The organism is Streptomyces sp. NPDC003042 (assembly GCF_053591315.1).
Window position 1 is genome coordinate 1 of sequence record NZ_JBSFTP010000072.1, and the last position, 22,468, is coordinate 22,468.

A 22,468-nucleotide genomic window follows, 5' to 3' on the forward strand; every position below is an offset into this window, starting at 1 on the left:
CGAACACAGCAACCTTCAACCCCGTAACAGCCACCCAGTCCACGCACTATCAGCAAATGGCAGCCCCTTAGCCACCCCACGACAGCCATCACAAAGCCAGAAACCACCGCTACACCAAACCCAAAACCCACCACACGCCGATAACACCCAACCACCACCACCACACCCCCAACTCACACGAAGCAACGAGCGGCCCCCGGCCGGGGATCCGGTCGGGGGCCGTCGTACGCGTCGCCGGGTCAGCGGCTCAGGCGAGGGTGCCGAAGAGCCAGTTGCCCGCCGCGTCCGCGTCGGGGCTGGTGTAGTACTGCCGCTGGGCCGCGAGGAGTTCGTTCACGCTCAGCTTCCCGCTGCCGTCCGCGTCCAGGTGCCGGAAGGCCGCCTCGCGGTTGGTCTCGGACGTGCGGAACACCTCCTGCCACGCCAGGAACTCCTTCTCGTCGACCTCGCCGTCCCCGTCGGTGTCGAGCAGGCCGCAGATCGCCTCGGTCAGCGGCCGGAAGGCCTGGTCGAAGCCGGCGGCCGAGGTGATGAACGCGCCGGTCATGCCGTTCCGGTACTCCTCCGGGGTCAGTCGCTTGTCCCCGTCGGCGTCGGCGGCCGTCGAGAGGGCGTCCCAGAAACGGGCGAGGCCGTCCATCAGGAGGGTGCCCTTGGGAGAGGTCGCCGACTCACCGAACTTGGCGAGCAGCTGCGCGCCCAGCGTCAGCAGGTCCTCGCGGTCCACCGAGCCGTTGCCGTCGGCGTCGAGGTGCCCGAAGCAGACGTCGAACTTCTGGTGGAGCAGGGCGGTTCCGGACAGGGTTGCCATGGGGGGTTTCCTCTCGTACTGCTGCTGGTCCTGCTGGTTGTCCCGGACGGCCGTGGTCGGCCGCCCGGAAGTCGTCCGGCCGAGCCCTACGGCGGCCAGGTGGTCGAACTTCCCCCGGGTCTCCCCGGGCCCTGCGGTCTCGCCGCCCCAGGCGTCGGCCGTCGCCACGCTGATGCCCTGGAGCCTGGTCGTGCGCAGGTGCGGCAGGTTGGCCTCGCCGAAGACCCCGCCCGACAGGCCCGTTCCGCCGATCACCGGCAGGACGGGGAGGCTGCCGATGTGACTGTCGTTGACCTTGAGGATCCCGCCGTTGGACACCTCGTCGGCGAACCGGTCGACGATCTCGGAGTCCCGCGCCCAGAGGGAATTGCGCAGCCCGTACCGGTTGCCGTTGACGAAGGCGACGAGCGCGTCGAACAGCTCGTCGTCGTCCGCGGCCCCGCCCGGTTCCTCCCCGCCCGGTGCCTCCTGCGGTACGACCACGCACATCAGTGGGAAGAATGTCTCCTCGGCGACCGCCCGCATCCGCGCCGCCCGCTCCAGCCCGCGCACCCTCAGCAGCACCGGCCGGATGAACGGTCCGCGCCGCGTCGGCCTCCCCCGTACGTCGACCAGCTCGCCCCCGCACAGCAGCTCGGCCCCCTGCCGCACGGCGTCGTCCAGCACATCCGCGCACTGCGCGCGCTTGACGACCGGGCTCAGCACCACGTCCGGATCCTCGGGCGGCCCCACGCGCAGCCCGGCGACCCGGCGGTGCAGGAGGGCGGTGAACTCGTCCGCCACCGCCGGGTGGACCAGGGCGAACTTCGGGGCGATGCACAGCTGCCCGGAGCCGTGATAGCGCTCGACGGCGGCCTCGACGGCCCCCGCCAAGTCGGCGTCGCGCCACACGACGAGCGCGTCGTTGCCCGCCAGTTCCATGACGGGCTTCTTGCCGTGCTCCAGGCAGTCCCTGGCCAGCTCAGCTCCGTGGGCGGACGAGCCGAAGTAGAAGATGTCGTCGCACTCCGGCGATTCCAGCCAGGTCCGCAGCATCGGCCGGGACGGCGCGCACAGCACGCTGAGTGTCCCGTACGGAGCCCCGTACTCCGCGAGCAGCGGCGCGACCAGCTCGTGGAAGCCGTAGGCGACCCCGAGCGGCGCGGCGGGCGGCGCGTTGACGATCAGGGTGTTTCCGGCCGCGAGGGACAGCACGCCGAAGAGGGCGGTCAGGAGCGAGGCATTGCGCGCCGGATTCAGGCACACGACCCCGTCCGGCTTGCGCACCAGCCGGACGAGCCGGCCCGCCTGCTTGCCCTCCCACACCATCGCCTGCCGGGCGTGGTCGAGGGTGTCCGGGTGGGTGATGGCCAGCGCCGCCCCCAGCCCCCAGCGCGCCACGGTCAGCGGATGGCCCTCGGTGACCAGGACGCCGGTGAACTCCTCGGCCCGCTCCCGCAGTACCTGGTGGAAGGCACGGACGAAATCCAGCCGACGCTCCAGCGGCACCCGTGCCCAGCCGGGCTGCGCCTTCCTCGCCAGTGCGAGCGCAGTGCGGGCCTGAGCGTCGGTGGACCGCGCGACGCGCCCGACCAGCCGCGGATCGGCGGCATCGCCCTCGCCCGCCCGGCCGTGGTCGAGCCGCGCCTTGAGCGCCATGACCTCGTACAGCTCGCCCAGCAGCGCGCTCGCGCGGGGCCAGTGCACCCAGCCGTCACCGGGCTCGGCGACGCCGCCCAACAGCACGGGATAGGTGGGGTGCGGCGCGGACAAGGGGTGATCCATGCCCCGATGCTGAGCGCTCGCAACCCCCGCCACCTACCGGTTCCCGGCGTTCCCCCCGGAACGAGTGATCTTGCAGGTCGGCTGGATCCAGCCTTGTCTTTCGATCGGGACCATGCTGTCGGTCGTATGCCGAGTCGGAGCTCAGCCACCCCAGCCGAGGCGGCACGGGCCGGCCAGGACCAGGCGGCCGGTGCGTAGCAGGCGCAGCATCAGGTTGAGCATGACGGAGTCGGCGGGCCGGCGCGTCGGGAGCGGGACCCCCGGGGCCAGCAGCGCCCGGCCCCCGCCAGGCACCCCCGGCGGGGGCTCGCCGTGGACCAGAACTGCGCCATGGCGGCTGCGATGCCACGCCCCCGGGCCGGACCAGTGCAGCGGATCCCGGCGCCGGGATGCCACTCGATCTCGGGCGGGGCACTCCCGTGCGCAGCGGATGCCGGCAGACGCTGCCCCGGTCCCGTCGCGGTCGCCGATCTCCACGACGAGGTCGGGCCACGCCAAGGTCGCGTCGAGGACCGCGCCGGTGTCAGACACCCCAGCTGGACGCGGCCTGCTCGGTTCAGGCCTGGGTCGGGTCCTCGGGGATCGGGTGCACTTCGACCGGGTCGCTGCCAGGCTTCCCTCCCGGGCCGGGGCACGCCGACGCCCGTGCGGCGATCTCCAGGGCCCGTTCCTCGCTCTTGACGTCGACCACCCAGTAGCCGGCCAGGATGTGTCCCGCCTGGGCCGGCCCGTCGGTGACCTGCGGCCGCCCGTCGCTTCCGGCCCGCACCGTCTTGACCAGTGAGGGGCCGCCGAGGCCCTGCCCCTCCACCCATTCTCCAGCGGCGGTGAGGTCATCGTTGAGGGCGCCCATGTGGGCGAACATGGCCTCCATGTCGTCCTTGGAGTACGACGACATGATGGCGTCCCACTCGTCGGCAGGCACGTTCATCTGGATCATGTACTTCATGTTCCTCACCCTTCCGGGGCGGCTGCTGGGCTTCTCGAACTTACAAAGAGGTAGACAGCCAGGCGCCACAAAACTCATCGGCGCCCGCAGTACCAAATCCAGTAGCCCCCACTTCCCAGCGGGTCACTGAAGAGCGGACCGTTGGCGCCGGCCTCGATCCGCCAGAGCAAAGCGGCAGCCCTCAGCGAGAGGCGGGCTCAGGCAGTGCTGTCCGAGGTCGTTTCGGGTTTCGCGTGGAGGATCTCGCGGGCCTGGTCCGCGGCGCGGGCGATGCTCTCGCTGACGAAGTCGAGGAAGCGGGCGATGTTCTCGAGGCGGGCGGCGGCCGGCGTGCCGGGGCCGAGGACGCCGACGCCCTGCCGTGCGGTCTCGACGAGCTGGGCGGTGGACCGGGCGCTGGCCATCATCGACTGGTACCAGACGTCATTGTCGACGATGTAGCGCTCGCGGCGGCGTTCGTCGCGTTCCCGGCGCACGAGGCCCTGGCTTTCGAGGAACGCGACCGCTTTGGAGATGGACGCCGGGCTGACTTGGAGGCGCTGGACGAGTTCGGACGCGGTGAGGCTGCTCGCGTCGCTGGTGCAGAGGCAGGCCAGCACCCGGGCCATCATCTTGGGCACGCCCGATTGCATGAGGACGTCTGTGAACGTCTCCTCGTACTCGCGCACGGCCTCGGCGTCGCGTCCGTGGACCTGCGGCGCCTGCGGCTCTCGGGGCGCGGCCTGCCTGCGCCGGTGGGTGCGGCGTTCGGTGGCGCGGTGGGCCAGGTCGGCGCGGTAGGCGGTGGGGCCGCCGTTGCGCATCACCTCACGCGTGATCGTCGAGGTGGGGCGGTCGAGACGTCTGGCGATCTCCGCGTAGGCGAGGCCGTCGGCCAGCCCCAGCGCGATCTGCTGGCGTTCCTGCTGGGTGAGCCTGCCTCCCGGCATCGCGATCTCCTTCGTGTCGTCGGTGCCTCCAGCATAGCGTTCACTCCTCATTCATTGCAACGGACAGGGTGGCTGTTGTTGCATTTAAATCAAAGCCGTTGCAACGATTAGTTACTCCTGACCTGGGATGATGACGCTTCTGCGCAACGAGCGCGTTGCCAGATCTTTGAATGCAACGTAGCGTTTCTGTCATCGGAAACAACGAGTCGCAGGAGAGCGTGATGCAGAAGTTCGATACCCCCGCCCCGGTCTCGGTCGTCCTCGACGTCCCCGCGGGGCGCATCCGGTTCATCGCCGCCGACCGGGCCGACACCACGGTCGAGGTCCTGCCCGCGGACGCCTCGAAGGGCCGCGACGTGCGGGCGGCGGAGCAGACCGGGGTCGAGTACGGCGACGGCGTCCTGCGGGTCACGGCCGCGCCGGCGAGGAGCCAGTACTTCGGCCCCTCGGGATCCGTCGAGGTGACCGTCCAGCTGCCCGCCGGCTCGCGTATCGAGGCGAAGGCGGCCGGCGCCGAGCTCCGGGGCGTCGGACGGCTCGGCGACGTCACTTTCGAGGCCGCGCAGGGCCCGGTCAAGCTCGACGAGGCCGCGAGCGCCCGCCTCACCCTCCTCGACGGTGACATCTCGGTCGGCCGCCTGAACGGTCCCGCGGAGATCAGCACCCAGAGGGGCGACGTCCACATCACCGAGGCCGTGAGCGGCACGGTCACCCTGAGCACCCAGCAGGGCGACATCTCGGTCGGCGCCGCCCGCGGAGTCTGCGCCTCCCTGGACGCCGGCACCGGCTACGGCCGGATCCACAACGCCCTCAAAAACACCGACAGCGCCACCGCCGGCCTGAACATCCACGCGACCACCGCCTACGGCGACATCACCACCCGCAGCCTCTGAAGGAGCACCCAGCATGTCCAACCTGGCCATCGCGGCGAACGGGCTGCGCAAGTCCTACGGCGACAAGGTCGTGCTCGACGGCGTCGACCTTGCCGTCCCCGAAGGAACGGTCTTCTCCCTGCTCGGCCCGAACGGCGCCGGCAAGACCACCGCCGTGAAGATCCTCTCCACCCTCATCTCCGCCGACCCGGGCACCGGCGACATCCACATCGGCGGCCGCGACCTGGCCACCGATCCCCAGGCGGTGCGCGCCGCGATCGGCGTCACCGGCCAGTTCTCCGCCGTCGACGGCCTGATCACCGGCGAGGAGAACATGCTCCTCATGGCGGACCTGCACCACCTGCCCAAGGACGAGGGGCGGCGGGTCGCCGCCGAGCTGCTGGAGCGGTTCGACCTGGTGGAGGCGGCGAAGAAGCCCGCCTCCACCTACTCCGGCGGCATGAAGCGCCGCCTGGACATCGCCATGACGCTGGTCGGCGACCCGCGGATCATCTTCCTCGACGAGCCGACCACCGGCCTCGACCCGCGCAGCCGCCACAACATGTGGCAGATCATCCGCGAACTGGTCACGGGCGGCGTCACCGTCTTCCTCACCACCCAGTACCTGGAGGAGGCCGACGAGCTCGCCGACCGCATCGCCGTGCTCGACAACGGCAAGATCGCCGCGCAGGGCACCGCCGAGGAGCTCAAGCGGCTGATCCCCGGCGGACATGTCCGGCTGCGCTTCGCCGACCCGGCCGCGTACCAGGGAGCCGCCCTCGCGCTGCGCGAGGTGACCCGGGACGACGAGGCGCTGTCGCTGCAGATCCCCAGCGACGGCAGCCAGCGCGAGCTGCGCTCCATCCTCGACCGGCTGGACTCCGCCGGCATCGAGGCCGACGAGCTGACCGTGCACACCCCCGACCTCGACGACGTGTTCTTCGCTCTGACCGGCACCAACGTGCCCGCCCAGCCGAACCAGCCCAAGGAGGCTGTCCGATGAGCTCCCTCTCCCTCGCCGTGCGCGACTCGTCCACGATGCTGCGCCGCAACCTCCTGCACGCGCGGCGCTACCCGTCCCTCACCCTGAACCTGTTGCTCACTCCGATCATGTTGCTGTTGCTCTTCGTCTACATCTTCGGCGACGCGATGAGCTCGGTCATCGGCGGCGGCGGTCCGGACCGCTCCGCATACATCGCGTACGTCGTCCCGGGCCTGCTGCTGATGACCATCGGCAGCACCGTGGTCGGCACCGCGGTGTCCGTCTCCAACGACATGACCGAGGGCATCATCGCCCGTTTCCGCACGATGGCGATCCACCGCCCTTCGGTGCTCGTCGGGCACGTCGTCGGCAGCGTGCTGCAGGCGGTCATGAGCGTGGTCCTCGTGGGCGCCGTCGCGGTGGCCATCGGCTTCCGGTCCACGGACGCGACCGCTCTGGAGTGGCTGGCGGCGTTCGGGCTGCTCGTGCTCTTCGCCATGGCGCTCACCTGGATCGCGGTCGGCATGGGCCTGATCAGCCCCAACGCCGAGGCCGCCAGCAACAACGCGATGCCGCTGATCCTGCTGCCGCTCCTGTCCAGCGCCTTCACCCCGGTCGACTCCATGCCCGGCTGGTTCCAGCCGATCGCCGAGTACCAGCCGTTCACTCCCGCCATCGAAACCCTTCGGGGCCTGCTGCTCGGCAGCGAGATCGGCCACAACGGGTGGCTCGCCATCGGCTGGTGCCTGGGTCTCGCGGTGCTCGGCTACTTCTGGTCGACCTCGAAGTTCAACCACGACCCGAACTAGGGGTCTCCCGCCTGACAGCTACCGGCGCTCGTTTCGCAGCACGAGGCCCGCATGACCGGTACGCAATAAAAAAGGCCCCGCCGCTGACCGCCCGAAGCGCGTCAGCCATCAGGCACAGAGGTGAAGACGTTCTCATCATGACAGGTCAGAGGGCGTTTTCGTAGGACGGACGGCACAGTTGGATGCCCTTGTTCGGGCGCCTGTGGGCTTTCAGAATTGCCGTCATGAATCACATGGTGAACATCAATCACGACGCGGTGCTGCGAGCGCGAGTGGCTCTTCTCGGGTCGGAGACATTGCCCGTACGGGAGCAGGTCGCCGCCTATCGGGTTCTCGTCCAGGTGAGCCCGTTGGCGTATCTGCCCCGGCTGGTGGAGGCGTTGTACGAGTACAGCCGGCAGGAATTCGGCCAGCGGCATGAGATAGCGCTGTCCCTGCGGGCCGAGGCCGTGGCCGCCGCGCGTCGGATGTGCGAGATGGAGCCCGAGAGGGCGCGGTTGCTCATCGCCTCGCTGATCCACTACCGAGAGCAGCTGAGCCTCATGGACCGTCAGGAGGGACTCGGCGCCGTGGACCAGGAGATCGCCCTCCTCGAGTCCGGCCACGGGCGGCGCGAAGCCCGCTGAGAGGCCCGCCGGCCGGTACTTCAGGTCACCAGCGGACGGGGAGTTCGCGGACGCCTCTGATGAGCATTCCGGGGAGCCAGGGCAGATGTGCGGGGTCGGCGTCGGCAGTGAGGTTCGGGAAGCGCTCCAGGAGGGAGCGCAGGGCGATGCGGCCCTCCATGCGGGCCAGGGGGGCGCCCAGGCAGTGGTGGAGGCCGTGGCCGAAGGCGATGTGGCCGCGGGCGTCCCGGTGGATGTCGAAGCGGTCCGGGTTCGCGAAGCGGGCCGGGTCGCGGTCCGCGCCGGCCATGGCGATCAGGACGGTCGAGCCGGCCGGGATCACCACCGCGCCCATCTCGACGTCCTCCAGGGCAAGTCGCTCGGTGCAGGTCTCGACCGGGCCGTCGTAGCGGAGCATCTCCTCGATCGCGCCGTCCAGGAGGCCGAGGTCCGCGCGGAGGTCGGCGAGCTGGTCGGGGTGCGCGAACAGGGCGCGCATACCGTTGCCGATCATGTTGACCGTGGTCTCGTGGCCGGCGATGAGCAGCAGGATGCTCATGCCGATCAGCTCGTCGGGCGAGAGCCGGTCGCCGCCGTCGTCGACGGCGTGGATCATGGCGCTGAGCAGGTCGTCGCCGGGTTCGGCACGCTTGGCCTCGATGAGCCCGATCAGGTACCGGGGCATCGCGGCGTACGCGGCGGCCTGGGCCTCGGGGCTCGTACGGGCGACCATCTCGCTGGACCAGTTGCGAAACGCGTCACGGTCCAGCGCGGGCACGCCGAGCAGTTCGCAGATGACGGTCATCGGCAGCGGGAAGGCGAAGGCGTCGACCAGGTCGCCGCGCCGCTCCTCGTTCGCGTCCATGGCGTCCAGGAGTTCGTCGGCGATCTGCTGGATGCGCGGGGCCAGTGCCTCGATGCGGCGCGCGGTGAACTCCCGGGCGACCAGGCGGCGCAGCCGGGTGTGGTCCGGAGGGTCGGACATCAGCATGTGGGCGAGGGCCGGGTGGTCCTGTTCGGTGTTGATGATCTGGCCGATGTCGCCGGACCTGCGCCAGTCCCGGCTCAGTCGCGGATCGGTGAAGGCGGTGCGGCAGGCGTCGTATCCGACGACCAGCCATATCTCCTCGTCGTCCGGCGTCCGCACGTGGTGGACGGGTCCCTGTTCGCGGAGTTTGGCGTAGACCGGGTACGGGTCGCGGACGAAGGCCGGGCTGAGCTCCAGCAGATCGACAACGGCAGGCCGAAGCGCCATTCGATTCCCCCTCAAGTCGAATGCGTTGCACAGTTCAACGCCGGTACGTGCGTGGTTCCCCCAGAGTAGTCGCGGCGTTACGGCAAGGGGTGGCCTGGGCGGGTTGACGTGGTCTTGGCCTGCGCTTGGCGTGTCTTCGATGAACCGGACCCGATGTTGTGGAACTTGACGGAGACCTCAAGCCGCCCCCATTGCCCTTCCGTTCGCCTTCGAAGAACCTTGAAGCCAAGATCCGGTGCGGTGTCCCCGTACGAGCCCGGCAGGGGATCCGCGATTTCCGGCTTGCGGAAGTCGCCGCCGCTTGACCTGAACCGTGCTTGAGGTTGTTGGATCTTCCTCATGAGTCCCCGCGCCACAGCATCTCGGGAGAACGTCATGAGCGCAGCCACCGTCCGCACCGCAGTGAGCGTCGGAAGCGTGCGGGAAGGCCGCTTCGACCCGGCCACCGAGCACGGCGGCTTCGGGGGGACACCGTCTGCCTGGCCGAGGCGGACCTTCCGGTGGAGCCCCCGTCCTGCGGCCGCGGACCGCGCGCGGTAGATCACCCACGCTCGGTCCTCGCCGAGCTGCCACCACGCGTCGCGCTGTTCGGAGCGGCGGCCTCCCATGGAACGAGGCTCGCGCCAAGCGCCGTAACACCGTCTGACGCGTCCCCCAGACGCGCGCTGTCCGGCTCACATCCCCCGCAGCCGGGCAGCGCGCTCATGTGCGCCCGCGCGCGGGCGCGCTGGCGCGGGCGCGCTGGCACACGCCCGCCGGAGTCCGGACCCCGGCGGGACCCTTCCCACCGCACACGACCAAGACCGACACGGGAGCACACCATGACATCGGCCGATGACGAGATCGCCGCGCTGCGCGACCGGCTGCGGGACCTGACCGACCGCGCCGAGCTCAGGGACCTGTTCGACCGGTACGTCGTCACCCTCGACCTGATCGGGGAGCGCGACTACGACGACGACTGGTTCCGCACCGTCTTCACGGAGGACGTCCGGTTCGGATTCCCCATCGGCGACCACAGGGGAGTCCAAGGTTTCGCGGCGTTCCTGCGGGAGGCCAGAGCGCGCTGGTACCGGACGCACCACATCACGGCCAACCACCAGGTCGACATCGACGGTGACCGGGCCGTGGTCCGGGCCCACCAGTTCGCCACACATGTGCACCTGCACACCTTGGCCGCGGCCGCCCGCCCTCACTTCGACGTCGGCGGGGCTTATGAGGCCCGGGCCGTACGCACGTCCGAGGGCTGGCGGTTCACCGAGGTGGATTTCCATGTCGTGTGGACCGCCGGCGCACCGCTGTCGACGATGGCCCATCTCATTTACTGACGCGACGAGCGGCCGCCCACAGGGACTCGCTTCATGACTTCTTCTCGGCCGTGACGGGTTCGCCGGCGGCCCGCTCGGCCTCGCCGTCCCGCGGGGCGGAGGGATCGTTGATCCGGGTGGCCAGCAGGATCAGGAGCATCAGCGTGGCCAGAGCGCACGACGCCAGGTATCCCGTCTGTACGGAGGTGCTGTCGATCAGCGGGCCGAGGACGAGAGGGGAGAGGAACTGCCCGGCGAAGGAGGCGGCGGCGGACAGGGCGGTGGCCCGGCCGCGCAGGGAGGGCGGCGCGCTGTCGCCGATCAGTACCGTGACGGCCGGCATCAGGATGCCCATGCCGAGGCCGAACAGGCCGGAGGCCACGACGACCAGCGCGACGTGGCTGGTCAGACCGAGCAGGGCGAAGGCGAGCATCCAGGAGGCGGCTGTGAGCCGCAGCAGGGTGCTGTAGCCGAGCGAGGCGCGCAGTTTGGCGTACGCGAAGCCGAGGAGGCTCATGGCGACCGACACGGTGGCGCCGACGAGGGCGACGAGGAACGGCTGCTCGACGCCCAGCTCCGCGAGCCGGATGGGGACGAACACGGCCAGGCCGTAGAGCAGCACCGAGGCGGTGGCGAACAGCGCGTAGTAGCCGAGCAGCGCGGGGCGCCGGCCGAGCAGCGGAAGGATGCGCTCCTTGGGAGCGTTCGACCTGTCGGCGGTGCCTCCGGTGGCCGGCAGCATCAGCAGCGCGGCCAGGCTCAGCGGGATGCCGATGAAGTAGATGGCGAAGGGGGCGTGCCACGAGAAGCCGCCGATGGCCCCGGCCAGCAGCGGCCAGGTGACGCCGCCGAGGCTGATGGCCGTGGAGCGCCAGCCCATGACGCGGTCCCGCTGCTCCCCGGTGTACAGCGACAGGAGAGCGACGGTGGTGCCCGCGAACACGGCGGCGGCGCCGACGCCGAAGGCGACGCGGGTGGCGATGAGCGCCGCGTAGGAGCTGGTGAACGTCCCGGCGCCGCCCGCGATCCCGTACAGCAGCAGTCCCCAGGCCAGCGGGGTGCGCACGCCCCGGCGGTCGATCATCCAGCCGACCAGCGGGCTGGCTATCGCGATGGAGAGGCCGTGCGCGGTGAGGATCAGGCCGGCGGCCGTGCCGCTGAGACCGAGGTCGCCTCGGATGACCTCCAGCACGGGAGAGATGACGGCCCCCGCCATGACCGTGAGGGTCGACGCGAGCATGAGGACGGGGAGCACGAGGCTGCGGCCGGTGCTCGTCGGGGCTTTCATGTGTGGCTCCTGATTCGGCGGCCGGCCACGTGCGTGGCGTCCGCGCGGGATTCTCCGCTGCCCGGACAGGCGCTGCCGGCATACGCGATTCCGCACGCCGCCACAGGAAACAGCGCCGGGCGCCGGTGTGGTCACCGGCGCCCGGGGCTTCGTGGGTTCAGCGCAACTTGTAGATGCCCTTGGTGCGGGCCTCGCGCAGGGCCTCGGCCCACCAGCCGACCTGCCCCAGCAGGTTTACGGCGGCTGCCTCGCTGCCTTCGGGGCTGACCGGCTGACCGTCCTTCTCGAAGGCGCCCCAAGCGTTGTGGAAGCTGAGCATGTCCCGCACGGTCGTGGCGTGGACCTCGGCGAACACCTGGCGCAGGTGTTCGGCGGCGCGCAGGCCGCCGCCCATGCCGCCGTAGGAGACCAGGCCGACGGGCTTGAGGCTCCACTCCTCGAAGAACCAGTCGATGGCGTTCTTCAGTGACGAGGGGAAGGTGTGGTTGTACTCGGGGGTGACCACGGCGAAGGCATCGGCGTCGTGGAGACGGGCGGAGAGACGGGCGGCCACCGCCTTCGTCGCTTCGTCGGGCTCCTCGCCGAACGCCGGCATCTCCACGGGCAGCGGGAAATCGGCCAGGTCGATGAGGTCGACGGTGAAGTCGTCACTCTTCTTCGCCTGCTCGACAAACCAGTTGGCGACGGTCGGGCCGAATCGGCCGCCGCGCACACTGCCGATGACCACGGCGAGCTTGATGGGGTTCTCGGGCATAATGAGCCTTTCCGATCTTTGCAAAATTCCGCGTGGCCGGGCGCGCGCGAGATTCGGGCCCGGTGGGAGCAGTCGCCGGGAAGTCAGGTGCGCGGTCTCTGGAATCCGGACTGCCCCCTACGTCGGCGCCGATCGGCCGTGCGCTGCCCGCTCCGGAAGCCTCTCTCCACGCGAAAGAGGCGTGCCCTTGGGAAGCGGGCGGTTCGCATCAGCCGATACACGTCAGCCGAAGCCAATAGCCAGCCTCTTCGACCGGAGAGCCGACTTCAAGAGACGCCGATTCAGTTCTCCGTGAAGTTCTACAGATCTCTGTCGTCATGTCAGGAGAACGTGTGGTCGGTGTCAGCCTTGAGGCAGTCGCGCTGGATCTGGCGGGCGAGGGTGCGGCGGACGGATGGGGATGCGGTGGGGGGCGCCGCCGCCTTCGAGGGGACGTCGAGGCCGCGGCCGATCTCGTCGTACGCGGCCTGGTGGCCGGGGGGCAGCTCGGCCCGGTGCAGGGTCAGGTCCTGTTCGAGGAGGCGGCGCAGCTCGTCGACGGTCTGGGGGGTGAAGCGCTTCTTGCCCCGGGCGAGGGCGCTCAAGTAGCGGGTACAGGCGGCCGATTCGCGGAAGGTGTCGGAGATTTCCTCGGCGAGGCCCCACAGGCGTCCTTCGAGCCAGGGTGTGTCGTGCTGGTCGAGGGAGAGTTCCACGGAGGGAAGTGCGTCGGTCTTCCTGGACTTCGTCACGTGCTTGGACACGGCCGGCTGGCTCATGTCGGTGAGCCGGGCGATGGTGTCCTGGGTCCAGCCGAAGCCCACGAAGAGCTGGATCATTTCGGCGCGGAGTGCGCGCATCTCCTCGCCCGCGCGGATGACGGCGTTCATGTCGGCGAGCATGCGCGCGGCCTGTTCCTCCGTCAGCGCCTGGGGGTTCTGAAGCATGACCTGGTTATACATGCGGGCACCCCACCGCGACAACCTGGTTGTACAACCTGGTTGTGAACAGCGGGGCGCAGCTGGCAGGATCCACGCCATGCCCACATTCATCGCGTCTGACGGAACCCTGCTCGCCTACCGCACGGTCGGGGACGGTGAACCGCTCCTCTGCGTCCCCGGAGGCCCCGCGGACTCGCTCTACCTCGGCGACCTCGGCGGCCTGTCCGCGTACCGCCGGCTCATCGTCCTGGACCTGCGCGGCACCGGCGGGTCCGCGATACCCGACGACACCTCCTCGTACCGCTGCGACCGCCTCGTCGACGACGTCGAGGCGCTGCGCGAACACCTCGGGCTGCCCCGCGTGGACCTGCTCGCCCACTCCGCCGGTGCGAACATCGCCGTGCAGTACGCGGCCCGGTACCCGGAGAAGGTCGGCGCCCTGGCCCTGGTCGGTCCCGGTACGCGGGCCGTGGGTGTGGCGATCAGCGGGGAGATGCGACGCGAGGTCGCGCTGCTTCGCAAGAACGAGCCCTGGTTCGCGGCCGCGTTCGCCGCCTTGGAGGCGATCGGCGAGGGCACCGGGAACGACTGGGAGGCCGTCACCCCCTTCTTCTGCGGCCGGTGGGACGCCGCGGCGCGGGATCACCATGCGGCCGGGCAGCCGGGCAACGCGGAGGCGGTCGCTCTCTTCGGGGCCGAGGGGGCCTTCGATCCGGAGGCGACGCGTGCGGCGCTCGCGGGCTTCGAGGGTCCTGTGCTGCTGCTCGCCGGGGAGTTCGACGTGAACAGTCCGCCTCGGGCTGTGGCCGAGCTGCGCGGGCTGTTCCCCGACGCCGCACTCGTCGTGCAGCCGGGAGCGGGCCACTACCCCTGGGTCGACGACGCCGAGCGGTTCGTGGCCACGCTTCAGTGCCGCTTCGCCTCGCGGGTGAAGGACGAGCGGGCCCACAGGTAGACAAGGGCGCTCGGGGTGACGCCCCAGGCGAGGGCCATCGGGGCGGCGGTGCCCCGCCGGTGAAATGCTCAGACGACGATGACGTCCGTGTCCGTCACTTCGCGCAGCTCTTACTCCTGTTCATCAGTCGTGACAACGGTGATGGCACCGGTCGGGCAGCAGTCGGCGATGTCCCGCAGCCGTTCGAGGCGCTGCGTCTCGTGGTGCTCGCCCGGCTGTCCGACGGCGATGCCGTCGTGTTCGAGTCGGAACAGGTCGGGACCCATGACCTCGCACATTCCCGCGCCGAGGCACAGCGTGCGGTCGACCTGCGCGGTGGCTCGCATGGTGGCTCCTTTGCCGTGAGCTCTCGTGTCGTGGCTCGGGCGAGCCGTTACGCGCTCGCCCGGACGGGCAGCGCGGCCAGCCGGCGGATCGCCCAGCTGTCGATGAAGCGCAGCTCGTCCCGCGGGGTGTCCAGGCACAGGCCGGGGAAGCGCTGGAGCAGGGCGGGGATCGCGATCCCTCCTTCCAGCCTCGCCAGTGCCGCACCCATGCAGTTGTGCAGGCCGTGTCCCATGCCGACGTGCCGCGGCCCGGAGCGGCCGATGTCGAGGCGCTCGGGCTCGCTGAAGTGACGGGGGTCGCGGTTGGCCGCCAGGAGTCCGGCGATCACCGGGGCGCCCGCGGGCAGCGTGACGCCTGCCAGTTCCGTCTCCTCGGTGGTGACGCGGAAGAGCGCCGTGCTCAGGGCTCCCTCGTAGCGCAGCAGTTCCTCCACGGCGGGGCCGGCCAGCTCCGGGGTCGTACGGAGCCGGGCTGCCTCGTCCGGGTAGTCCAGCAGCGCCAGTACGGCGTTGCCGATGAACCCGCGTACGGTGTCGCTGCCGCCCATGATCAGGGCGGCGACCATGCCGACGAGCTCGTCACTGTCGAGGCGGTCGCCGTCGTCGTCGCTGGTCTGGATCATGGCCGACGTCAGGTCGTCGGCGGGGTCGCGGCGCTTGTCCTCGACGAGTTCGGCGGCGTACTCGCAGATCCGGCCGAAGGCGGCGGGGGCCTGGTGGATGAGCGCGGGATCGGAGGGGAACGCCTGGTTGAGGGCCAGGGCGAGCTCCCGGTGGCGTTCGATGCGGAAGCCGAGGATCTCGCCGAGCACACCGGCGGACACCTCGCCCGCGTAGTCGTCCATGACGTCGAAGCGTTCGCGCCGGGCGCAGTCGTCGAGGGTCCGGCGGACCAGAGCGGCGACGGTCTCGCGCCACTGCTCGACCCGGCGGGTGGTGAAGGTGCTCATGGCCAGGCGGCGCAGGCGGGTGTGCGCGGGCGGGTCCACCACGGCGATGCCGCGCTCCAGGATGGTGCCCTCGGCGCTGACCAGGCCGGCCGCCTTGAACTCGGCGTTGCCCCAGGTGGCGCCTTCGGTGCTGAACCGGGGATCGGCCAGTACGGTCTTGACGTCCTCGTAGCGGGTCACGATCCAGGTGGGAACGTTGCCGACCGGGAAGTCGAACCGGTGGACCGGTGAGTTCTCCCGCAGCCAGGTCAGCGTGGGGTACGGGTTTTGGTAGTACCCGGCGGAGAACAGTGCGGTCGGGGGCCCCGATACGGCTGCCGGCGTCATGTTCGGTCCTTTCTCAGTGCTTGTTCCACGTGTCGGTGTCAGTGCCCCTTCGTGGTCCACGAGGTCGCGGGCCAGCCGAGGACCGCGATGTGCCCGTCGCCCCGGTGCTCGCGCAGCATGGTCGCCGCGTGTTCGAACCGCGCGAGTTCGTTCCCCGGACCGGCGATGGAGTGGGGGACCGGGTGCAGCGCGTTGGTGGTCTGCGCGCGGCGTCGCGCATCTGAGTTCATAGGGCCCTCAAGGATCGCTGGTGAGAGGTCCGGGATAAAACGCCGGCGGTCTCCGCGGCACGAAACCGACTATGCCCAAAATCCGAGGGAGATGGCAATTATCCTGCCCGCAACCGCGATCTCAGCCAACTGAATTGACGAAAGAATGACATGCCCTGACATGAAGGTCAGAGCAACGCAAAGCCGAATCTGCCGAGGAGTTCACCAAAACCTGAACAGCAGGGAGTTGATCTCTGACGATGGCAGCGGCGAGGGTGGTTCGGGTAGCTCGACCGCCGGGAGAAACGAGTCATCGTGCGCAAGGTGCTCATCGCCAACCCTGGCGAAATCGCTGTCCGCGTTGCCCGGGCCTGCCGGGATGCCGGGATCGCGAGCGTAGCCGTCTACGCCGATCCGGACCGGGACGCCCCGCATGTCCGCGCGGCCGACGAAGGCACCATCGTCAAGGTCTCGGTCGAGGAGGGCCAAGAGGTCCAGGAGGGCGAACTGGTCGTCGTACTGGAGGCGATGAAGAGGGAGCGGCCGCTGAACGCGCACCGTTCGGGGACCGTGGTGGCGCCGGCGGCCGAGGTCGGCGGCTCGATCACGGCCGGCGCCGTCATCTGCGAGATCAAGCACTGAACCGCCACCTTCGCCCCGCGGCCCGCCGAGGCCCCGTCCGGACTCACGTCAGGGCGGGGCCTTCCTGCGTACGGCGGCGCAGCCTGCGCGTCTGCTGCAGGCGCTCGTGCCCGAACCAGCGGTGGGCCGGCGCGGCGTCGCAGGTGATCTCGGCGGGCAGCCGGGGCTGGTCCGGGTGGACCGTCGCGGTCAGGGCGCCGGAACAGGCGTGCTCCACACACCCTCCGATCGGGACGGCGCGGATCGAGTGGCGGGTCGAGAGCGTCATCGGTTCCTCTTTCCGTGGAAGTGGCCGTCATGAAAGATCGAGGCTACGGCTCCGTATTCGCGCATGGGTAGTGACGCGGTGGAGAGATGTGAAATTCTCGGCAGGGATCGGCATGACGTCCGCAACAGCTCGCATACAGGCCGAACCACATTTCTTTTACTTCCCCTGTCATTCGTTTCACACGCCGCTGAAGATTCCGCGAAGCCGTGACGAAATCTCACCCAGGTTTGCCGGAGAACCCGTTGTGACCTCCTCTTTCATTGCGGAGACTCATTACAGCTTTCCGCTGAAAGGAATCCTGAGATGGTCGAGGAGAGGTACATGGACGCTGCAGTGATTGTCGTGGGCGCGGGTCCGGCCGGGCTGACGCTCGCCGGTGAGCTGCGGCTCGCGGGAGTCGGTGTCATCGTCCTGGAGCGCCTCGCCGAGCGCACAGGCGAGTCCCGCGGCCTCGGATTCACCGCCCGCACGATGGAGGTGTTCGACCAGCGCGGCATCCTCCCCCGGTTCGGTGACGTGGAGACCAGCAACCACGGTCACTTCGGCGGGCTGCCCATCGACTTCTCGGTGCTGGAGGGGGCCTTGCAGGCCGCCAAGACGGTGCCGCAGTCGGTCACCGAGGCGCACCTGGAGGAGTGGGCGCTCAGCGTCGGCACCGATCTGCGGCGCGGCCACGAGGTGCTGTCCATCAAGGACGACGGTGACGGGGTGAGCGTCGAGGTACGCGGACCCGAGGGCGAGCAGACGCTGCGCGCCGGCTGGCTCGTCGGGTGTGACGGCGGGCGCAGCATGGTGCGCAAGGCGGTCGGCTTCGACTTCCCCGGTACGGCGGCGACGATGGAGATGTTCCTCGCCGACATCAAGGGCATCGAGCTGGAGCCCCGGATGATCGGGGAGACGCTGCCCGGCGGCATGGTGATGGTCGGTCCGCTGCCCGGCGGGATCACCCGGATCATCGTGTGCGAGCGCGGCACCCCGCCGCGGCGCCGCGAGACCCCGCCGGAGTTCCAGGAGGTCGCCGACGCCTGGAAGCGTCTGACGGGCGATGACATATCGCACGCGGAGCCCGTGTGGGTCAGCTCCTTCGGTGACGCCACCCGGCAGGTGACCGAGTACCGGCGTGGCCGGGTGCTGCTCGCGGGCGACTCCGCGCACATCCACCTGCCGGCCGGTGGCCAGGGCATGAACACGAGCATCCAGGACGCGGTGAACCTGGGCTGGAAGCTCGCCGCCGAGGTCAACGGCTGGGCCCCGCGGGGGCTGCTGGACACGTACCACACGGAACGCCACGCGGTCGGCAAGCGCCTGCTGATGAACACCCGGGCCCAGGGCCTGCTGTTCCTCAGCGGCCCTGAGGTGCAGCCGCTGCGTGACGTGCTGACCGAGCTCATCTCCTACGAGGAGGTCGCCAAGCATCTCGCCGCCATGGTGAGCGGGCTGGAGATCAGCTACGACGTCGGCTCCGGCGGCCACCCGCTGCTCGGCAAGCGCATGCCGCAGGTGGAGCTGCTCATCGGGCAGCGGCGCACGTCGAGCCGGGAGCTGCTGCACTCGGCCCGCGGTGTGCTGCTGGACTTCGAGGGCAACGCGCGGCTGCGCGCCCGGGCGGCCGGCTGGGCCGACCGCGTCGACATCGTGACCGCCGAGCCGCAGGAGCCGACGGCGACGAGCGGCCTCCAGGGCACTTCGGCCGTGCTGATCCGCCCCGACGGCTACGTGGCCTGGGCCGCGCCCGGCAGCCACCACGACCTGCCGATGGCCCTGGAGCGCTGGTTCGGCAAGCCGCTGGCGGTCTGAGGACCGCGAGCGCCCCCGCCCAGACGCAGACGCAGACACAGACGCAGCACTCAGAGCGGCACGTGAACTGGAGGAGCACCGCCATGGCCGAAGCTCAAGCAACGAGTCCCCGGGTCCAGGCCGGTCCGGCCGAGGAGCGCCACGCGCTCATCAGGGCGGCCCGTACCGTGTTCGCCCGCGAGGGCTGGACGCAGACCACGGTCGAGGCCGTGGCGCGGCAGGCCGGGCTGGAGCAGGGCGCCGTCGCGCACTACTTCAAGGACAAGGAGCAGCTGCTCCTGACGGTCCTGCTCGACAGCGCCGCCTCCGTCGCCGCCGCGCTGACGGTCATCGCGGAGGACCACCTCGCCGAGGTGACGGATCCGGAGAAGGACCTGGAGAGGGACCTGGCCGCGCTGGGGCGGGCGTGGCTGACGCCCCTGGCGGCCTTCCACGAACATTTCGCCATCGTCCGGCACCTGGGCGCCGAGATCGGCCGGCTGCCGGGCGGGGTGCTGGAGATGTGGCAGACCTCCGGTCCGCGGCAGGCCCAGCGCGAGCTCGCGCGCCGGCTCCAGCGCCTCGCGGACTCGGGGCTCCTCGACATCGCCGACAGCGACCACGCTGCCGGCCGTTTCATCCAGCTCGTCGCGGGCGGCGTCGTCCAGAGCTCGTTCCACGGCGCCCTGCCGCTGTCGGAGTTCGAGACCGACGCGCTGGTCGCGGCCGGTGTCACGGACTTCGTCCGCCTGTTCAGCCCCGCAGCCGCTCGCTGACCCCACGGAAGAGAACGGAAGAGAGAAGACATGCACAGCACCCTGATCGTGGCCCGGATGGACGTGGCGTCCAGCGTCGATGTCGCCAAGCTCTTCGGCGAGTTCGACCAGACCGAGATGCCGCACCGTATGGGGACCCGGCGCCGCCAGCTGTTCTCGTACAACGGCCTGTACTTCCACCTGCAGGACTTCGACACCGACAACGGCGGTGAGCTGATCGAGGGCGCGAAGACGGATCCCCGCTTCGTGCAGATCAGCCAGGACCTCAAGCCGTTCATCGAGGCGTACGACCCGCAGACCTGGCGTTCCCCGGCCGACGCAATGGCCACGCGCTTCTACGACTGGACGGCTTCGCAGTGAAGCCGCGTCACGACGACATGATGGGAGGCCACTGCTCGTGGGCCGCCGTGTAGTGATCACCGGTGTCGGTGTGCTGGCACCCGGAGGCATTGGTGCCAAGAATTTCTGGAGTCTGCTGAGCGAAGGCCGCACAGCGACCCGGGGCATCACCTTCTTCGACCCCTCCTCCTTCCGCTCCCAGATCGCCGCCGAGGCGGACTTCGACCCGGAGCAGTACGGGCTGACGCCCCAGGAGATCCGCCGGATGGACCGCGCCGCGCAGTTCGGTGTGGTCACCGCCCGCGAGGCGCTCGCGGACAGCGGCCTGGACCTGGCGGGCTTCGACCCGCACCGCACCGGTGTCACCATCGGCAGCGCGGTCGGCGCGACCACCGGGCTCGACAACGAGTACCGGGTGGTCAGCGACGACGGCCGGTTGGACCTGATCGACCACACGTACGCTCCGGCGCACCTGTACAACCACTTCGTGCCGAGCTCGTTCTCGGCGGAGGTGGCCTGGGCGGTGGGCGCCGAGGGTCCGGCCACGGTGGTCTCCACCGGCTGCACCTCGGGCCTGGACTCGGTCGGCCACGCCGTCGAGCTGATCCGCGAGGGCACCGCCGACGTGATGATCGCCGGTGCGACGGACGCGCCGATCTCCCCGATCACGATGGCGTGCTTCGACGCGATCAAGGCGACGACGCCGCGCAACGACGACCCGGAGCACGCTTCGCGGCCGTTCGACAGCACCCGCAACGGCTTCGTGCTGGGCGAGGGCTCCGCGGTGTTCGTGCTGGAGGAGCTGGAGAGCGCGAGGAAGCGCGGCGCGCACATCTACGCGGAGATCGCCGGCTACGCCTCCCGCTGCAACGCCTTCCACATGACGGGCCTGCGCCCCGACGGCCGCGAGATGGCCGAGGCCATCAGGGTGGCCCTGGACGAGGCGCGGATGAACCCCGAGGCGATCGACTACATCAACGCCCACGGCTCGGGCACCAAGCAGAACGACCGGCACGAGACGGCCGCGTTCAAGCTGAGCCTCGGCGACCACGCCTACCGCACCCCGGTCAGCTCCATCAAGTCGATGGTGGGGCACTCGCTGGGTGCGATCGGTTCCATCGAGATCGCCGCGTCCGTGCTGGCGATGGAGCACAACGTGGTGCCGCCCACCGCGAACCTGCACACCCCGGACCCGGAGTGCGACCTCGACTACGTCCCGCTGGTCGCACGCGACCACCGTACGGACGCGGTGTTGACGGTCGGCAGCGGATTCGGCGGGTTCCAGAGCGCGATGGTGCTGGCCCGTCCTGAGAGGAGCGCGTCATGAGCGCCAAGGCAGTGATCACCGGCATCGGCGTGGCCACCCCCAACGGGCTGGGCGTCGAGGACTTCTGGGCCGCGACCCGCGTCGGCAAGAACGCCATCGGCCGGGTCACCCGCTTCGACCCGTCCTCGTACCCCTCGAAGCTGGCCGGCGAGATCCGCGGTTTCGCGGTCGAGGAGCACCTGCCGAGCCGGCTGATCCCGCAGACCGACCGGATGACCCGCTTCGCGCTGGTCGCCGCGGACTGCGCCTTCGAGGACGCCGGGGTCAAGCCGGGTGACATCCCCGAGTACGACATGGGCGTCGTCACCGCCTCGACCTCCGGCGGCTTCGAGTTCGGCCAGAACGAACTGAAGAACCTGTGGAGCCAGGGCAGCCAGTACGTCTCGGCGTACCAGTCCTTCGCCTGGTTCTACGCCGTCAACAGCGGCCAGATCTCCATCCGCAACGGGATGCGCGGCCCCTCCGGTGTGGTCGTCAGCGACCACGCGGGCGGTCTCGACGCGATCGCGCAGGCGCGTCGGCAGATCCGCAAGGGCAGCAAGCTGATCTTCTCGGGCGGTTTCGACGCGTCGATCTGCCCGTGGGGCTGGGTCGCGCAGATCGCCGGCGGCCGGCTGTCCACCAGCGAGGAGCCGGAGCGCGCCTACCTGCCCTTCGACCGGGAGGCCTCGGGCTACGTCCCGGGCGAGGGCGGTGCGCTGCTGATCCTGGAGGACGAGGAGACGGCGCGCGCCCGTGGCGCGCAGAAGATCTACGGCGAGATCTCCGGGTACGGCGCCACCCTCGACCCGAAGCCGGGCAGCGGCCGAGAGCCGGGCCTGCGCCGGGCCATCGAGGTGGCGCTGGCCGACGCGGGCGCCGAGCCCGGTGACGTCGACGTGGTCTTCGCGGACGCGGCCGGCACGCCGCGGCTGGACCGCGAGGAGGCCGACGCGCTCATCGCGGTCTTCGGGCCGAACGGGGTTCCGGTGACGGCGCCGAAGACGATGACCGGCCGCCTGTACTCCGGTTCCGCCCCGGTGGACGTGGTGTCGGCGGTCCTCGCGATGCGCGAGGGCCTGATCCCGCCCACCACCAACGTGGAGCTCTCCCCCGAGTACGCCCTGGACCTGGTGGTCGGGCAGCCGCGCACCGCTTCGCTGCGCAGCGCCCTGGTACTGGCGCGCGGCGTCGGCGGCTTCAACTCGGCGGTCCTGGTGCGCGCCCCGCACTGACCGCCGCACGAGACCGCGCCCGCCGTCCGGCCACTCCCCCCGTCGGCGGCGGGCTCCGGCACGACGACACAACGAAGCAACAGAGCAACAGAGCAACAGAGCAATGACACGACGAAG

The 22,468-nt window shown here is 70.1% G+C and carries 23 protein-coding genes; 12 read left to right on the top strand and 11 right to left on the bottom strand.

Annotation, left to right across the window (positions count from 1 at the left end; genetic code table 11):
* Positions 1-247 precede the first annotated feature (247 nt).
* From ACWDYJ_RS28115 to ACWDYJ_RS28125, 3 genes are all read right to left on the bottom strand, one after another.
* A complete protein-coding gene (locus ACWDYJ_RS28115; RefSeq protein ID WP_451568390.1) occupies positions 248-2,575 on the bottom strand; it encodes an aldehyde dehydrogenase family protein in 2,328 nt (775 codons plus the stop codon).
* Between the two features lie 556 nt (positions 2,576-3,131).
* Positions 3,132-3,524 (bottom strand): YciI family protein, encoded by a 393-nt coding sequence (locus tag ACWDYJ_RS28120; protein ID WP_451568391.1) that lies wholly within the window; start codon positions 3,522-3,524, stop codon positions 3,132-3,134.
* 197 nt (positions 3,525-3,721) lie between these two features.
* Complete coding sequence (locus ACWDYJ_RS28125) at positions 3,722-4,453, bottom strand: helix-turn-helix domain-containing protein (protein ID WP_451568392.1); 732 nt, start codon at positions 4,451-4,453, stop codon at positions 3,722-3,724.
* 221 nt (positions 4,454-4,674) lie between these two features.
* Between ACWDYJ_RS28125 and ACWDYJ_RS28130 the strand changes: the two genes are divergently transcribed.
* The 4 genes from ACWDYJ_RS28130 to ACWDYJ_RS28145 all read left to right on the top strand — a co-directional run bounded on the left by ACWDYJ_RS28130 (position 4,675) and on the right by ACWDYJ_RS28145 (position 7,742).
* A complete protein-coding gene (locus tag ACWDYJ_RS28130) occupies positions 4,675-5,346 on the top strand; it encodes a DUF4097 family beta strand repeat-containing protein (RefSeq protein ID WP_451568393.1) in 672 nt (223 codons plus the stop codon).
* Positions 5,347-5,359: 13 nt separating this feature from the next.
* Entirely contained in the window at positions 5,360-6,328 is a 969-nt protein-coding gene (locus ACWDYJ_RS28135) for an ATP-binding cassette domain-containing protein (RefSeq protein ID WP_451568394.1), read from the top strand.
* Positions 6,325-7,116, top strand: a complete 792-nt coding sequence (locus ACWDYJ_RS28140) for an ABC transporter permease (protein ID WP_451568395.1) — start codon at positions 6,325-6,327, stop codon at positions 7,114-7,116. Before ACWDYJ_RS28135 ends, ACWDYJ_RS28140 begins: the two co-directional genes overlap by 4 nt.
* 224 nt (positions 7,117-7,340) lie before the next feature.
* Positions 7,341-7,742: a hypothetical protein gene (locus ACWDYJ_RS28145; RefSeq protein ID WP_451568396.1), complete on the top strand. Its 402-nt coding sequence runs from the start codon at positions 7,341-7,343 to the stop codon at positions 7,740-7,742.
* Between the two features lie 25 nt (positions 7,743-7,767).
* Here ACWDYJ_RS28145 and ACWDYJ_RS28150 read toward each other — a convergent pair whose 3' ends face one another.
* Positions 7,768-8,976, bottom strand: coding sequence for a cytochrome P450 family protein (locus tag ACWDYJ_RS28150; RefSeq protein ID WP_451568397.1), 1,209 nt, complete (start codon positions 8,974-8,976; stop codon positions 7,768-7,770).
* 821 nt (positions 8,977-9,797) lie between these two features.
* Here ACWDYJ_RS28150 and ACWDYJ_RS28155 point away from each other — a divergent pair.
* Positions 9,798-10,301, top strand: coding sequence for a nuclear transport factor 2 family protein (locus ACWDYJ_RS28155; RefSeq protein WP_451568398.1), 504 nt, complete (start codon positions 9,798-9,800; stop codon positions 10,299-10,301).
* A 31-nt stretch (positions 10,302-10,332) separates the two neighbouring features.
* On the opposite strand, the gene ACWDYJ_RS28160 is transcribed toward ACWDYJ_RS28155, so the two are convergent.
* The 3 genes from ACWDYJ_RS28160 to ACWDYJ_RS28170 form a co-directional block, all read right to left on the bottom strand.
* Positions 10,333-11,568, bottom strand: coding sequence for an MFS transporter (locus ACWDYJ_RS28160; RefSeq protein ID WP_451568399.1), 1,236 nt, complete (start codon positions 11,566-11,568; stop codon positions 10,333-10,335).
* 157 nt (positions 11,569-11,725) lie between these two features.
* The gene (locus ACWDYJ_RS28165; RefSeq protein ID WP_451568400.1) at positions 11,726-12,322 is read right to left on the bottom strand and encodes an NADPH-dependent FMN reductase; all 597 of its coding nucleotides are present in this window, start codon (positions 12,320-12,322) and stop codon (positions 11,726-11,728) included.
* Positions 12,323-12,642: 320 nt separating this feature from the next.
* Entirely contained in the window at positions 12,643-13,248 is a 606-nt protein-coding gene (locus ACWDYJ_RS28170) for a sigma-70 family RNA polymerase sigma factor (RefSeq protein WP_451568401.1), read from the bottom strand.
* A gap of 91 nt (positions 13,249-13,339) precedes the next feature.
* Between ACWDYJ_RS28170 and ACWDYJ_RS28175 the strand changes: the two genes are divergently transcribed.
* Positions 13,340-14,197, top strand: a complete 858-nt coding sequence (locus ACWDYJ_RS28175) for an alpha/beta fold hydrolase (protein ID WP_451568402.1) — start codon at positions 13,340-13,342, stop codon at positions 14,195-14,197.
* 110 nt (positions 14,198-14,307) lie between these two features.
* On the opposite strand, the gene ACWDYJ_RS28180 is transcribed toward ACWDYJ_RS28175, so the two are convergent.
* The 3 genes from ACWDYJ_RS28180 to ACWDYJ_RS28190 are packed head-to-tail and all read right to left on the bottom strand — an operon-like array spanning position 14,308 to position 16,030.
* Positions 14,308-14,523: a ferredoxin gene (locus ACWDYJ_RS28180; RefSeq protein ID WP_451568403.1), complete on the bottom strand. Its 216-nt coding sequence runs from the start codon at positions 14,521-14,523 to the stop codon at positions 14,308-14,310.
* 47 nt (positions 14,524-14,570) lie between these two features.
* Positions 14,571-15,800 carry a cytochrome P450 gene (locus ACWDYJ_RS28185; protein WP_451568404.1) on the bottom strand — a complete coding sequence of 410 codons (1,230 nt, stop codon included), beginning with the start codon at positions 15,798-15,800 and terminating at the stop codon, positions 14,571-14,573.
* Between the two features lie 38 nt (positions 15,801-15,838).
* Positions 15,839-16,030, bottom strand: a complete 192-nt coding sequence (locus ACWDYJ_RS28190; protein WP_451568405.1) for a helix-turn-helix domain-containing protein — start codon at positions 16,028-16,030, stop codon at positions 15,839-15,841.
* Positions 16,031-16,333: 303 nt separating this feature from the next.
* Between ACWDYJ_RS28190 and ACWDYJ_RS28195 the strand changes: the two genes are divergently transcribed.
* Entirely contained in the window at positions 16,334-16,651 is a 318-nt protein-coding gene (locus tag ACWDYJ_RS28195; RefSeq protein ID WP_451568427.1) for a biotin carboxylase N-terminal domain-containing protein, read from the top strand.
* 43 nt (positions 16,652-16,694) lie between these two features.
* On the opposite strand, the gene ACWDYJ_RS28200 is transcribed toward ACWDYJ_RS28195, so the two are convergent.
* Positions 16,695-16,919 carry a hypothetical protein gene (locus ACWDYJ_RS28200; RefSeq protein WP_451568406.1) on the bottom strand — a complete coding sequence of 75 codons (225 nt, stop codon included), beginning with the start codon at positions 16,917-16,919 and terminating at the stop codon, positions 16,695-16,697.
* A gap of 321 nt (positions 16,920-17,240) precedes the next feature.
* Here ACWDYJ_RS28200 and ACWDYJ_RS28205 point away from each other — a divergent pair, with 321 nt between their 5' ends.
* From ACWDYJ_RS28205 to ACWDYJ_RS28225, 5 genes are all read left to right on the top strand, one after another.
* Positions 17,241-18,716 carry an FAD-dependent monooxygenase gene (locus ACWDYJ_RS28205; protein WP_451568407.1) on the top strand — a complete coding sequence of 492 codons (1,476 nt, stop codon included), beginning with the start codon at positions 17,241-17,243 and terminating at the stop codon, positions 18,714-18,716.
* Positions 18,717-18,799: 83 nt separating this feature from the next.
* Positions 18,800-19,471 (top strand): TetR/AcrR family transcriptional regulator, encoded by a 672-nt coding sequence (locus tag ACWDYJ_RS28210; RefSeq protein ID WP_451568408.1) that lies wholly within the window; start codon positions 18,800-18,802, stop codon positions 19,469-19,471.
* Between the two features lie 30 nt (positions 19,472-19,501).
* Complete coding sequence (locus tag ACWDYJ_RS28215; protein WP_451568409.1) at positions 19,502-19,831, top strand: TcmI family type II polyketide cyclase; 330 nt, start codon at positions 19,502-19,504, stop codon at positions 19,829-19,831.
* Positions 19,832-19,868: 37 nt separating this feature from the next.
* Positions 19,869-21,137, top strand: coding sequence for a beta-ketoacyl-[acyl-carrier-protein] synthase family protein (locus ACWDYJ_RS28220; protein WP_451568410.1), 1,269 nt, complete (start codon positions 19,869-19,871; stop codon positions 21,135-21,137).
* Positions 21,134-22,351, top strand: coding sequence for a ketosynthase chain-length factor (locus ACWDYJ_RS28225; protein ID WP_451568411.1), 1,218 nt, complete (start codon positions 21,134-21,136; stop codon positions 22,349-22,351). Before ACWDYJ_RS28220 ends, ACWDYJ_RS28225 begins: the two co-directional genes overlap by 4 nt.
* Positions 22,352-22,468: the final 117 nt, after the last annotated feature.